Consider the following 12,816-nt stretch of genomic DNA (forward strand, 5'->3'; position numbering starts at 1 on the left):
GAGGTGCAGGGTCAGAACGGCAGCGTCAGAACGTCTCGAACTGCTCGTCCAGCAGGGCGAAGATCTCGTCCGGGGTCGCGGAGTCCACCGCGACGCCGGACTGCTCGGGCGCGGGCGCCCATTCGCGTACCAGCTCCTTGAGCCTGGCCGCCAGGTCCGCGCGTGCCGTCTCGTCCAGGTCGCGCACGCCGGTGCGCAGGTGGTCGACGAGGTCGTCGACGGGACGGCCCTCCGCCTCGCCCGCGAGCAGGCCGCGCAGGAGGGCGGCCAGGTCGGCCGGGGTCGGATGGTCGAAGGCCGCGGTCGCGGGCAGCCGGAGGCCGGTGGCTCCGGCCAGCTGGTTGCGCAGTTCGACCGCGGTGAGCGAGTCGAAGCCGAGCTCCTTGAACGGCCGGTCGGGGTCGATCGGCTCGCCTTCGCCGGTGTGGCCGAGCACCCGTGCGGCGCTGGAGCGGACCAGGTCGAGGAGCCTGCCGTCCCACTCGTGCTCGGGGACGCCCGCCAGGCTCCACCGCGCGTGCTCCACCGGCTCACGCCGTACGGGAGCGCGCAGGAGTGCGCGCAGGATCGGCGGGGGCTCGCCCGACGCCATCGCCCGCAGGTTGAGCCGTGCGAGCACCAGCGCGGGCACGCCGACGGCTCCCGCCGTGTCGTAGAGGGCGAGCGCGTCGGGCGTGCTCATCGGGGGCAGGCCCGCCGCGGCCAGCCTGCGCAGGGCGACCTCGTCCAGGTCGCCCGCCACGCCGCCGTCGGCCCAGTGCCCCCAGGCCAGCGACCTCGCGGGCAGGCCCAGCGCACGGCGGTGACAGGCGAGGGCGTCCAGATAGGCGTTCGCCGCCGCGTAGTTGGCCTGCCCGGTGCCGCCCAGGACGCCGGAGACCGAGGAGAACAGGGTGAACTCGTCGAGGTCGTGATCCAGGGTGAGTTCGTGCAGATGGGCCGCGGCCTCGGCCTTGGGCCGCAGGACCCTGGCCAGCCGCTCGGGCGTCATGGCGGTCACGACGCCGTCGTCGATCACCCCGGCCGCGTGCACCACGACCTTCAGCGGCCGATCGGCGGGCACGGCGGCGAGCACCAGGGCCAGCGCGTCCCGGTCGGCGACGTCGCAGGCGGCCACCACGACCTCGGCGCCCAGCTCGCCGAGCTCCTCGGCCAGGCGGGCCGCACCCGGTGTGGCGGCGCCGCGCCTGCCGGTCAGGACCAGGCGCCTGGCGCCGCGCACGGCGACCAGGTGCCTGGCCACATGCGCGCCGAGCGTGCCCAGCCCACCGGTGATCAGCACGGTCGCCCCGGGGTCGATCGGCGCGGCCGTGCTCGCCTCCGGCGCGGGCGCGCGCACCAGCCTGGCCGCGTACGGCAGGCCCGCCCGGATCGCGAGCTGCGGTTCGCCGAGCTCCGATGCGGCGACGAGCGCCTGGGCCGAGGCGGGCGTGCCGTCGGTGTCGACGAGCAGGAAGCGGCCCGGGTGCTCCGCCTGCGCCGACCGGACCAGGCCCCACACCGAGGCCAGGGCCGGATCGGGCGGCCCGTCGCCGTCCAGGGACACGGCCCCGGTGGTCAGGACGGCCAGCCGGGTGGCGGCCAGCCGTTCGTCGCCCAGCCAGGCGCGGACGAGGGCGAGGACAGGCTGCAGGGTGGTCAGGACGTCGTCCCCGGCCGTGACCTGCGTGAACACGAGATCGGGCGCTCCGGCCTCCATCAGCTCGGCGAGAGCGGGCACGCGAGGCGCGCCGGGGATCGCGGGGCCGTCGCCGAGCACCGCGCACCGCTCGGGCGAGCCCGCCCGCCCGGTCGAGTGGGCGACGCCGGGCCAGTCCAGGACGAACAGGGAGTCCTTGCCGCCGTGCCCGGCCGCGGCCTGGAGCAGGTCGAGCGAGACCGGGCGCAGCGTGAGCGACCGGACGTCCGCGACCGGCGCGCCCGTCTCGTCGCTCGCCCGCATCTCCAGCTCGTCCGGGCCCGTGCGGGCCAGCCGTACGCGCAGGGTGGTACCCGTGGCGGGCCTCAGCGTGACGCCGTGCCAGGCGAACGGCAGCAGCAGGTCACCGCCGTCGGCGCCGTCGGCCACGGCCTGGGCGGGCAGGGCGTGCAGGGCCGCGTCCAGCAGCGCCGGATGCACGACGTACCCGCCGGGCGCGACGGACTCGGGCAGGCTCACCTCGGCGAACAGCTCCTCCTCCCGCCGCCACAACGCCCGCAGCCCGCGGAAGGCCGTGCCGTAGTGGTACCCGGCGTCGGCCAGGCGCTCGTACAGACCGGTGAGGTCCACCTCCCGCGCGCCTTCGGGCGGCCAGGGGCCGAGCTGCCGTGGTTCCAGCGGCGCCGGGGGTCCGGTCATGAGCACGCCGCTCGCGTGCCGGGTCCAGGGGCCCTCCCCCGAGCGTGCGTACACCGTCAGGCCCGGCCGTCCGTCGTCCTGCCCGAGTACGATCTGCCCGAGGACGATCTGCAGGGTGACGGCGTCGTCGTCCTCGTCGGGCAGCGGCAGCGGCGCGTGCAGGGTCAGCTCCTCGACGCCGCCGAGCCCTGCGCGTGCCGCGGCGTGCGCCGCCAGGTCCACCAGGGCGGTCGCGGGCAGCAGGACCGTGCCCGCCACCGCGTGGTCGGCCAGCCACGGGTGCTCGCCCGGCGAGATCCTGCCGACCAGCAGCACGCCGTCGCCGCCCGCCACCTCGACGGCCGCCCCGAGCAGGGGGTGCTCCGCCTCCGCGAGCCCAGTGGCCCGCACGTCCCCGGCCCCGGCGCGCGGCGCCTCGATCCAGTACCTCGTGCGGTCGAAGGCGTAGGAGGGCAGCGGCACGCGCCGTGCGCCGGAACCGGCGAAGGCCGTGGGCCAGTCCACCTGGCCGCCTCCGGCGTGGAAGCCGCCCAGCGAGGTGAGGAACCTGACCAGGTCGCCGTCCGCACGCCGCAGCGTGCCCGTGACACTCGCCTCGACCCCCGCCTCCTCGGCCAGGTCGCTCACGCCGTACGTCAGGACGGGATGCGCGCTGCACTCGGCGAAGGCCCGATGCCCGTCGGCCAGCAGCGTGCGCACGGCTCCCGCGAAGTCCACCGGGCGGCGCAGGTTCTCGAACCAGTAGCGCGCCGTCAGCTCGCGCCCCTCGACCGGCGTGCCGCTCGCCGTCGAGTAGAACGGCACGGTGAGCTCGCCCGGCTCGACGGCTCCGAGCGCGTCCCGCAGCGCCTCCTCGATCCGGTCGACATGGACGGAGTGGGCGGCATAGCCGATCGGGATGCGCTGGGCCCTGACGCCTTCGGCCTCGCACTCCTTCAGCAGTTCCTCCAGCGCGTCCAGGTCGCCCGAGACGGCGGTCGAGGCCGGGCCGTTGAGCGCGCCGATCGACAGACGGCCCTGCCATCGGGCGATCAGCCGCTCCACCTCGGCCGCGGGGCGCAGGATCGACACCATGCCGCCGTGTCCGGTCAGGTGATCGCGGATCAGCGTGCTGCGCAGGGCCACGATGCGGGCGGCGTCGGCAGGCGAAAGGGCGCCCGCGACGCAGGCCGCGGCGATCTCGCCCTGGCTGTGCCCGACGACCGCGACCGGGCGCACACCGTAGGACTGCCAGAGCGCCGCCAGCGACACCATGGTCGTGAACAGCGCCGGATGCACGACCTCGTCGTCCTCCAGGCTCCTGGCGCCGGGCCGCCCGGCGAGCACGTCGGACAGCGACCAGTCCAGGTAGGGGGCGAAGGCCGCCTCGCACTCGCTCACCCGCGCGGCGAAGACCGGCGACGACGCCATCAGCGCGGCCCCCATCCCGGCCCACTGGTGGCCCTGACCGGGGAAGACGAACACGGCTCCCGGCCTACCGCCCGGGTGCGCGACGCCCTGGACCAGGTTCGGGGCGGGCTCGCCCGCCGCCAGTGCGCTCAGCCCGGCCAGCAGCTCCTGCCGGTCGGCCCCGGCGACGACGGCGCGGTGGCGCAGCGCCGTACGCCCGGTGGCCAGGGAGTAGGCGACGTCGCCCAGGTCGGCGCCGGTCTGCTCCAGGTGGGCCAGCAGCCTGGCCGCCTGGCCACGCAGCGCCGTCGGCGACTTGGCCGACACCGTGAACGGCACCGCCGCCGGCGTGACGCCGGGTGTCGCGTGCGGCTCGTCCTGGGGCTGTGCGATGACCGGCTGTTCGACGACTGGCTGTTCGATGATGACGTGCGCGTTGGTGCCGCTCAGGCTGAACGAGGACACACCCGCACGGCGCGGCTCCCCGGTGCTCGGCCACGGCGTCGGCTCGGTCAGCAGCCGGATGTCGCCCGCCGACCAGTCCACGTACGGGGTCGGCGCGTCGATGCCGAGGCTCGGGGGCAGCACGCCGTGCCGCATGGCGAGCACCATCTTGATCAGTCCGGCCAGCCCGGCCGCCGCCTGCGTGTGCGCGAGGTTGGACTTCACCGAGCCGACCAGCAGCGGCCGCCCCTGTGGCCTGCGCCCGCCGTACACGGCCAGCAGGGCCTCGCCCTCGATCGGGTCGCCGAGCGTGGTGCCGGTGCCGTGCGCCTCAAGGGCGTCCACCTGGCCGGGGGTGAGCCTGGCCCCGGCCAGCGCGTGCCTGATGACCTGCTGCTGCGCGGCGCCGTTCGGTGCGGTCAGGCCGTTGGAGGCGCCGTCCTGGTTGACGGCGGAGCCGCGGACGACGGCCAGGACCTGGTGGCCGTTGCGCCGGGCGTCCGACAGGCGTTCCACCATCACCATGGCCACGCCCTCGCCGAAGGAGGTCCCGTCGGCCGTCGCCGCGAACGGCCTGCAGTGGCCGTCGGGCGCGAGCCCGCCCTGGCGGCTGAACTCCACGAGCAGCGCCGGGGTGGACATCACCGAGACCGCGCCGACCAGCGCCAGCGAGCAGTCGCCACGCCGCAGCGCGCGGCAGGCGTCGTGCAGGGCCACCAGCGCCGACGAGCAGGCGGTGTCGATGCTGACGGCCGGGCCGTGCAGGCCCAGCGAGTACGCGATGCGGCCCGATGCGACGCTGCTGCCGTTGCCGTTGAGGAAGAAGCCGTCGAAGCCCGATGTGCCCTGCGCGGCCAGCCTGGTGGCGTAGTCGCCCGCCATCATGCCGACGTACACGCCGGTGGAGCTGCCGCGCAGCGTGTCGGCCGGGATGCCCGCCGACTCGATCGTCTCCCAGGTGATCTCCAGCAGCAGCCGGTGCTGCGGGTCCATCGCCAGCGCCTCGCGCGGCGAGATCTCGAAGAAGCCCGCGTCGAAGCCGGCCACGTCGTCGAGATAGCCGCCCGGCCAGGGCTCCTCCCAGCCGCGTCCCTCGGGACCGGCGGTGATGCCGCTGCCGCCGTCCGCCACCAGCCGCCACAGATCGTCGGGCGAGCGCACGCCGCCCGGGAAGCGGCAGGCCATGCCGACGATCGCGATCGGTTCGTCGGCACGCGCCTGTTCCAGCTGCTCGCGGGTCTCCAGCAGCTCGGCCGTCACCCGCTTGAGATAGTCGCGAAGCCTGTCCTCAGCACCCACCCGTAGTCCTTCGTGTCGGCGAAGCCCCCAGCGAATGATGGGCGGGCCGCCCGGCGGCGGACCAGGAAGAAGCGGCGGCGGAAACGCGCCCGGCCTTTCGCCGCCTGTTCTGCCTGGCCCCCGCGCGTGTCACGGACGAAGCTCCACGCTGGACACCGCTGAGATGAATCCGGAGGACGACTGTGGTCTTCGAGCCCACCCGTGGGGACCTTCCCGCCCGATTCGGGCCTGGCGTTCCGCACGTGCCGCCGATCGGGTCGTCGACGATCGACGCCGACGTGTACCGCGACCCGCTGCGCTACGAACTGGAGCGCACCCGGGTGCTGAATCCGAGCTGGCAGCTGATCTGCCGCTCCGACCAGATCGCCGCGCCCGGTGACCACCACGTCTGGGCGGGCCAGGGCGAGAGCATCGTCATCACCCGCCGCGAGGACGGCGGCCTGGCCGGCTTCCACAACGTGTGTCAGCACCGCGGCGCCCGCATCGTGCCGCAGAGCGGCACCGGGGCGCGCAGGTTCGTCTGCCGCTGGCACAACTGGTCCTACGACATCGAGGGCAACGTGCGCGGCGTGCCCGACCGCCACGACTTCGACCAGGCGCTGCTGGCCGGACTGTGCGCGCCCGCGCTCGACCTCGCCGAGTGGGGCGGCTGGGTGTGGGCGGTCCTGGCCGGGCCGGGTACGGCCGGGCGGCTGAGCGACTGGCTCGGCCCGGAGATCGCCGCCGACCTCGGCGCCTTCCGCATGCAGGACATGAAACTCGTGGAGAGGATCGAGTGGGAGGTCGACGTCAACTGGAAGATCTGCGTCGACGCCTTCAGCGAGTACTACCACGCGCAGGCGCTGCACCAGCTGCCCGCCTCCGACGTCAAGGACGCCAGGCACGCCACCATGGACGTGTTCGGCCGCAACAGCATGATGGTCGTGCCGTTCATGGGCGTGCTCGACGAGCTGCGCGAGACGCTCGACCACACGCGGCTGGCCACGTGCAACTACCTGCTGTTCCCGACGACCGTGGTCAACAGCACACGGCTGCACACCCAGGTGTTCCGCGCCACCCCGCTGGCCGTCGACCGCACGCACTTCGAGGCGTGGGAGCTGCGCTACGACACCGACGACGAGGAGTACCTGGACTACGTCGAGATGGCCTGGGAGCTGTACAAGGCGATCATCACGCAGGACGTCGAGGAGTGGACGGACGTGGCCGCGGTGTCGCGTTCGTCGGTGTACCGGCGCAACATCCTCAACGAGCGGGAGTGCCTGATCACGCACTTCCACCGGGTCGTGGACGACATGCTGGCGGGCGGCGACGGGCTCGGGCTCGAACCCGGGCGTACCTCGATCAAGTACGAGGTGTGACATGGCGCTCAAGGCCCTGCCCTCCGTGGCGGTCGAGCGGCTGCCCTCGCTCACCGGCGTGCGCTTCTACGCGGCCATGGCGGTCGCCCTGCTCCACCTGGTCTACACCCAGGCGATCTTCTCCGACCTCAAGGTCCAGGTGGCACTCGGGATCACCGCGCCGCTGGCCACCTCCGCCGTGTCGGTGTTCTTCGTGCTGAGTGGATTCGTACTGGCCTGGTCGGCTCGCTCGTCCGACACGGCGGGCCGGTTCTGGCGGCGGCGCTTCGTCAAGATCCTGCCCAACCACGTGGTGATGTGGGTGCTCGCCGTCCTCTTCCTGATCTTCTACGGGGCGCAGTCGCACATGATCGGCGCGACGAGCGGGCCCATTCACTGGGACGCCACGGTCGCCAACCTCTTCCTCGTGCACGCGTGGGTGCCGGACGCCGCCTTCATCAACTCGGCCAACTCACCCGCGTGGTCGCTGGCGTGCGAGTTCTTCTTCTATCTGCTGTTCCCGGCGCTGTGGGCGGGGATCAGGCGGATCCCGCGCTCGCGGCTGCGGCTCGTGGCCGTCGGCACCACGCTGGTGGCGCTGTCGATCCCGTGCCTGGCGCTGCTGTTCGACGGGACGACGCTGGCGCCCGAACTGCCTGTGCCGGTCTGGCAGCTGTGGTTCGGCTATCTGCTCCCGCTGACCAGGCTGCCGGAGTTCGTGCTCGGCATGCTGCTGGCCAGGATCGTCGCCGAAGGCGTGTGGCGGCCGGCCAGGATGCGCTGGGCGGTGCTGCTGTACACCGGGTCGCTGGTGGTCTCGCTGCTGCTGCCGCCGATCTTCCTGTTCGGGCCGTTCTACGCGGCGGGCGCCGGGCTGCTGGTGGCCACCATCGCCACCAGGGACATGCGGGAGCTGCCCTCGCGGCTGCGTCATCCGGTGATGATCTTCCTGGGTGAGCGGTCGTTCGCCCTCTACATGAGTCACTTCGTGGTGATCGCCTTCGCCCGGCAGGTGCTGCTGCCCGACGGCGGGCTCGACACGCTCGACGCCGTTCTCGCCCTGACGCTGGTGGTGCTGCCGCTGGTGCTCGTCTCGGCGCACGTGCTGTACGTGCTGGTGGAGCGGCCGTTGTACCGCCGGTTCGCGCATGCCCGTGCTTGAGATCGCGCTGTACTTCGTCCTGCTGGCCCTCGTGCTCGCGGCGCTGGGCGCACGGCCGTTCGAGCGGCTGGAGGAGCCCGCGGGGCGGCAGGAGCGCGCGGGAGGCGTCGACGGGCTGCGCGGGCTGCTGGCGCTGAGCGTGGTCGTCCACCACGTCTTCGTGTGGCGCGGGTACGCGGCTACGCACGTGTGGCGGGAGCCGGACTCGGCGTTCCACGCCTTTCTCGGCAAGGGGCCCGTGTGGGTGTTCTTCATGATCACCGGGTTCCTGTTCTGGCGGAAGCTGATCCGCGAGCGCGGCGCCGTACGGTGGGGCGCGCTGTACCTGGGGCGGGTGTTCCGCATCGGGCCGCTGTACGTCGCCGTCGCGCTCGTGCTGCTGCTCGTGGTGTTCGCGCGCACCGGGTTCGTCCTGCACGACGAGCCCGGCGCCGTGGCCGTACAGGCGGCGCGGTGGCTGGCGCTCGGTGTGTTCGGCGTCGCCTCGACCAGCCTGAACGGCCTGCCCGACGTGCACCTCATGGTGGCCGCCGTGCCGTGGACGCTCCAGCTGGAATGGATCTTCTATCTCTGCCTGCTGCTCCTCAGCCCGCTGGCCGCCAGGCGGACCAGGCTGCTGTTCCCGCTGCTGGTCCTGGTCGTCATGCTGGCCGTGCCTTCGGGGCCGGGCTCGCCGCTGCCGTTGCTCGCCTGCTTCTTCGCCGGGATGAGCGCCGCCGCCGCGAGCGAGGCCGGGCTGGTGCCGCGTGGCCGTCCGCATCTGCGCTCGGCGCTCGCCCTGGCGTGCGTCGTCCCGGTGGCGGCGGGCGTGGTCGCCCCGAGCCTGGGGGCGGGCCTGCTGGCGGTGTTCTTCTTCCTGGTCAGCACGGGCAGCGACCTGTTCGGCCTGCTGCGCACCCGCCAGGCCGTACGGCTCGGCGCGATGAGCTACAGCGTCTACCTCACACACGGGCTGGTGCTGACCGCCCTGTTCGCCACGCCGCTGCGCGGGCTGCTGACCGGGGGGCCGCTCGGGCTCTGGGCGGTCGCCGTCGTCGCGACCGCCGCCGTCGTCTGCGTCTCGGCGCTGACCTACACCGGGATCGAACGCCCAGGCGTACGGCTCGGCAGGCGCCTCACCCGCGGGCGGGCGCTCAGCCGAGCAGACGCTTGACCGCCTGCAGCACCGGGAGCGCGCCGTCCTCGCCCGCCAGCAGCCCGGCCGCCCGGCGGGCGCGGTCCCGGTAGCGGCCGGACGTCGCCGCCCCGACCGCCTCGGCCAGCCGGTCGGCGGTCAGTCGCTGGAACGGGATCGGGGCCGGACCGACGCCGATCCCGGCCAGTCTGGCCGCCCACAGCCACTGGTCGTTGATCAGCGGCAGCCCGATCTGGGGCACCGCGGCCTGCAGACCGTAGGCCGCGGTGCCCACACCCGCATGGTGGATCACCGCGGCGACCCTCGGGAACAGCCAGCCGTACGGCACCTCGCCGACGGTGAGCACGCCGTCGCCAGGCTCGCCGCCCAAGGCGCCTTGGACCACCGCACGCGTGCCCGCACGGCGCAGCCCCTCCAGTACGGCCTCGCCCGCCGAGGCCCCGTGCCCGGTGCTGCCGAACCCGACGAACACCGGCGGCGGCCCGGCCGCGAGGAAGTCCTCGAGCTCCGCCGGAGGCCGCCAGCCGGGATCGACGTGCGGCCACCAGAAGCCCGCCACCTCCAGCCCGGCCCGCCAGTCGGACGGGCGCGGCAGCAGCGTCGGACTGAACCCGTGGAAGATCGGCCACCTGTCGGCGTCGATCCGGCCGATCACGTCGGCGACCCCGGCAGCGGGCAGGCCGAGCCGCCGCCTGAACTCGCCGTTGGCCGCCTTCAGCACCAGCGCCTGCGCCACCGTCCAACTGGTCAGCCGCCCGGCGATCCGGTTGCCCGTCCGGCCGAACGAACGCAGGGTGGCCAGCGAGACGGGCGGGAAGTCGCCCGTGCGATGCACCGGGTACACGTTGATCCCCATGCTCGGCAGGGCGAACGCCTCCGCCACCTGGCGGCCGGGCAGCCAGCCGGTGAAGTTCAGCAGCAGGATGTCGGCGCCCTGCTCGGCCGCGTCCAGCGTGCCGAAGGCGATCTGCCGCCAGTACTCCTCCAGCATCTCGCGCTTGCGCCGCAGCGACGGCCGCTCGCTCCTGTCGGCCAGCTTGGAGACGAGCACGGCCGAGTTCACCGCGTCCACGTCGCCCGGGATCGGCCGGAACTCCAGCCCGGCCTGCTCCACCAGCGCCCGGAAGGGCTCGTGCGCGGCCACGGCCACGGCATAGCCTTCGGCGCGCAGCCGGGCGCCGAGCCCCGCGTACGGGGCGACGTCACCCCGGCTGCCGATCGCGACGATCAGAACCCGCACCTCAGGCCCCCAGCCTCTCCACGGCGTCGAGCACCGCGCCCGTACCGTCCTCGGCGGCGATGCGCCTGCCCAGCGCGGCCGCCGCCCGCCGGTAGGAGGGCGTCGACACCGCCGCCGAGATGGCGGCGCCGAGCCGCTCGGCCGTCAGCTTCTTGTACGGCACGGGCGCGGGACCCGCGCCCAGCGCGGCGATCCGGCCGGCCCAGAACGGCTGGTCGCCGAGGATCGGCACACCGACGGACGGCACGCCCGCCCGCAGCCCGGCGCCCGTCGTGCCCGCACCCGCGTGGTGCACGACGGCGGCCGTCCGGGGAAACAGCCACGCGTGCGGCGTCTCGCCGATCGTGATCGTGGTGTCGGAGCGCCCGGCCAGGTCGGCCCAGCCCGCCGAGATCACCCCGCGTACTCCGGCCAGGCGCAGCGCCTCGTCGACCAGGGCGGCGATCCGGGCGGCGTCGGCGATCCGCCTGCTGCCGAAGCCGATGTAGACCGGAGGCGGGCCGTCGTCGAGGAAGGCGGCGAGGTCGGCGGGCGGCTCCCAGTCCGCCGGGGTGTGCGGCCAGAAGTACCCGGCGACCTCGAGGCTGGGACGCCAGTCGTCCGGGCGGGGCAGCACGCTGGGGCTGTAGCCGTACTGGATGGGCCAGGACAGGCCGCGCTCGCGGTCGACGGCGGCAGGCAGGCCGAGCCGGGAGCGTAACTGCGTGGTCGCGCCCTTCATCATCCTGCTCATCAGGCCGATGACCAGCTTGGCCGAGGCGCGGTTGCCCCAGGAGCCGAGCGAGCCCGAGACGCCGAGGAAGGACGGCGGGAACTCCCGCGTCGGGGTGATCGGCTGCAGGAACACGCCCATGCTCGGGATGCCGAGGCTCTCCGCGACATGGATGCCCACCTGGCCAGACATCGACAGCAGCAGGAAGTCGGTGCCCTGCTTGGCCGCGGCCAGGATGGACTCGCCGAGCTCCAGCGACTTGCCCGCCACGCCGCGCGCCGCCTGCTTGGAGTTCTTCGCCTGGGTCCACTCGCCCTCGACCGAGGGGTCGCCCGGGATCGCCCGGAACTCCACACCGCAGGCCGTGATCATCTCCTCGAACCTCGGATAGGCGGCGACGGACACCGTGTGCCCGGCGGCGTGCAGCCGTACGGCCAGCCCGGTGTAGGGGGCGACGTCCCCCATGGTGCCGATGGCCACGATCATGATTCTCACAGTGTCTCCTGGTGCTGAAAGGTCAGTTTCTCCAGTACGGGCACGACATCGGCCGGGCTCGGGTCCGAGGCCATCTCGCGCTGCAGCCGATCGGCGCCGTCGGCGAACCCCGGCTCCTCCAGCAGGCGCGTGATCCCGTCGCGCAACGCCTGCGGGCTCAGGTCGGCCTGCGCGATCGCCAGCCCCGCGCCGATCTCGGCCGTGCGCCTGGCCCGGTAGGCGTTGTCCCAGACCGAGGGGAAGACCAGCTGAGGCACACCGCAGATCGCCGCGGTCGCCCACGTGCCCGCGCCGCCGTGATGGGCGACGGCCGAACAGGTGGGCAGCAGGGCGTGCAGCGGCACGAAGTCGACGGCACGCACATTGCCCGGCAGCAGCGACGCCTCGGCGCGCTGGGCGTCGTTCAGCGTCGCGACGATCTCGACGTCGAGGTCGCCGACCGCGTCGAACAGCCCGCCGAGCGAGCCGACCAGGTAGTCGGCCCCGGCCCTCGCGGTCAGCCCCACCGTCACGCAGACGCGCGGACGCCGGGGCGGCTCCCGCAGCCAGGCGGGCACGACCGCCACCCCGTTGTAGGGGACGTACCGCATCGGCACGACGGGCTCGCCGAGCTCCAGCCGGATCCCGGCCGGCATCTGGTCGATGGTCCACTGCCCGCGCACGGCCGTCTCGTCGAAGTCGAGCCCGTGGCGGCCGAGCACGCCGTCGAGCCATTCGGCCAGCGCGTCCCGGCCTGCGCGCTGGGTCAGCATGCGCAGGAACCGCGCCCGCTGGTTGACGAACAGATCGGCGCCCCACAGCAGCCGGGCGTGCGCCGCGCCCGCCGCCTTGGCCGCGACCGCACCCGCGAACGTGAACGGCTCCCAGATCACCAGGTCGGGCCGCCAATGCCGGGCGAACGAGACCAGGTCGTCGACCATCGACTCGTTGTTGGCATGCGCAAGGAACGACGAGGGCAGCACGTCGTTCAACGTCTGGAGGAACTCCCTGCTGCCGAGCTCCGGCCTGGCCGGGTCCAGGTCGACGGCGTTCCAGGGGGTGCCGCCCTCGGTCTCGAACGCCGACATGGCGGACAGCAGCTCGTGATCGTCGCCCACGGGGACCGCGGTCAGGCCCGCGGCCGTGATCGTGGAGGTGAGCGCGGGCTGGCTGGCCACCCGGACCTCGTGCCCGGCCGCGCGCAGCGCCCAGGCCAGCGGCACCGAGCCCAGATAATGGGCGTCGAGTGCGAACGTGGTGAACAGGACACGCACCGGGATCAGCCT

The 12,816-nt window shown here is 73.7% G+C and carries 7 protein-coding genes; 3 read left to right on the forward strand and 4 right to left on the reverse strand.

Annotation, left to right across the window (positions count from 1 at the left end; genetic code table 11):
* Positions 1 to 25: 25 nt before the first annotated feature.
* A complete protein-coding gene (locus ACTWNK_RS32185; protein ID WP_474308673.1) occupies positions 26 to 5,470 on the reverse strand; it encodes a type I polyketide synthase in 5,445 nt (1,814 codons plus the stop codon).
* A gap of 242 nt (positions 5,471 to 5,712) precedes the next feature.
* On the opposite strand from ACTWNK_RS32185, the gene ACTWNK_RS32190 reads away from it, so the two are divergent.
* Genes ACTWNK_RS32190 through ACTWNK_RS32200 form a run of 3 tightly spaced genes read left to right on the forward strand, consistent with a single transcriptional unit; the run spans position 5,713 to position 9,122 of the window.
* Positions 5,713 to 6,828, forward strand: coding sequence for an aromatic ring-hydroxylating oxygenase subunit alpha (locus tag ACTWNK_RS32190; protein ID WP_474308674.1), 1,116 nt, complete (start codon positions 5,713 to 5,715; stop codon positions 6,826 to 6,828).
* Between the two features lies 1 nt (position 6,829).
* A complete protein-coding gene (locus tag ACTWNK_RS32195) occupies positions 6,830 to 7,969 on the forward strand; it encodes an acyltransferase family protein (protein WP_474308675.1) in 1,140 nt (379 codons plus the stop codon).
* Positions 7,956 to 9,122 (forward strand): acyltransferase family protein, encoded by a 1,167-nt coding sequence (locus tag ACTWNK_RS32200; RefSeq protein ID WP_474308676.1) that lies wholly within the window; start codon positions 7,956 to 7,958, stop codon positions 9,120 to 9,122. Before ACTWNK_RS32195 ends, ACTWNK_RS32200 begins: the two co-directional genes overlap by 14 nt.
* Here the strand turns inward: ACTWNK_RS32200 and ACTWNK_RS32205 are convergent.
* Genes ACTWNK_RS32205 through ACTWNK_RS32215 form a run of 3 tightly spaced genes read right to left on the reverse strand, consistent with a single transcriptional unit; the run spans position 9,103 to position 12,804 of the window.
* Positions 9,103 to 10,344, reverse strand: coding sequence for a glycosyltransferase (locus ACTWNK_RS32205; RefSeq protein WP_474308677.1), 1,242 nt, complete (start codon positions 10,342 to 10,344; stop codon positions 9,103 to 9,105). The genes ACTWNK_RS32200 and ACTWNK_RS32205 overlap by 20 nt on opposite strands.
* 1 nt (position 10,345) lies before the next feature.
* On the reverse strand, positions 10,346 to 11,542 hold the full coding sequence (locus ACTWNK_RS32210; protein ID WP_474311038.1) for a glycosyltransferase: 1,197 nt from the start codon (positions 11,540 to 11,542) through the stop codon (positions 10,346 to 10,348).
* 5 nt (positions 11,543 to 11,547) lie between these two features.
* Entirely contained in the window at positions 11,548 to 12,804 is a 1,257-nt protein-coding gene (locus ACTWNK_RS32215; protein ID WP_474308678.1) for an activator-dependent family glycosyltransferase, read from the reverse strand.
* Positions 12,805 to 12,816: the final 12 nt, after the last annotated feature.

It is taken from the genome of Nonomuraea sp. IBHARD001, from assembly GCF_056106265.1.

Coding starts and splice junctions, on each gene's coding strand:
- ACTWNK_RS32195 (WP_474308675.1), top strand. CDS start 6,830: ATGGCGCTCAAGGCCCTGCCCTCCGTGGCGGTCGAGCGGCTGCCCTCG.
- ACTWNK_RS32200 (WP_474308676.1), top strand. CDS start 7,956: ATGCCCGTGCTTGAGATCGCGCTGTACTTCGTCCTGCTGGCCCTCGTG.
- ACTWNK_RS32210 (WP_474311038.1), bottom strand. CDS start 11,542: ATGATCGTGGCCATCGGCACCATGGGGGACGTCGCCCCCTACACCGGG.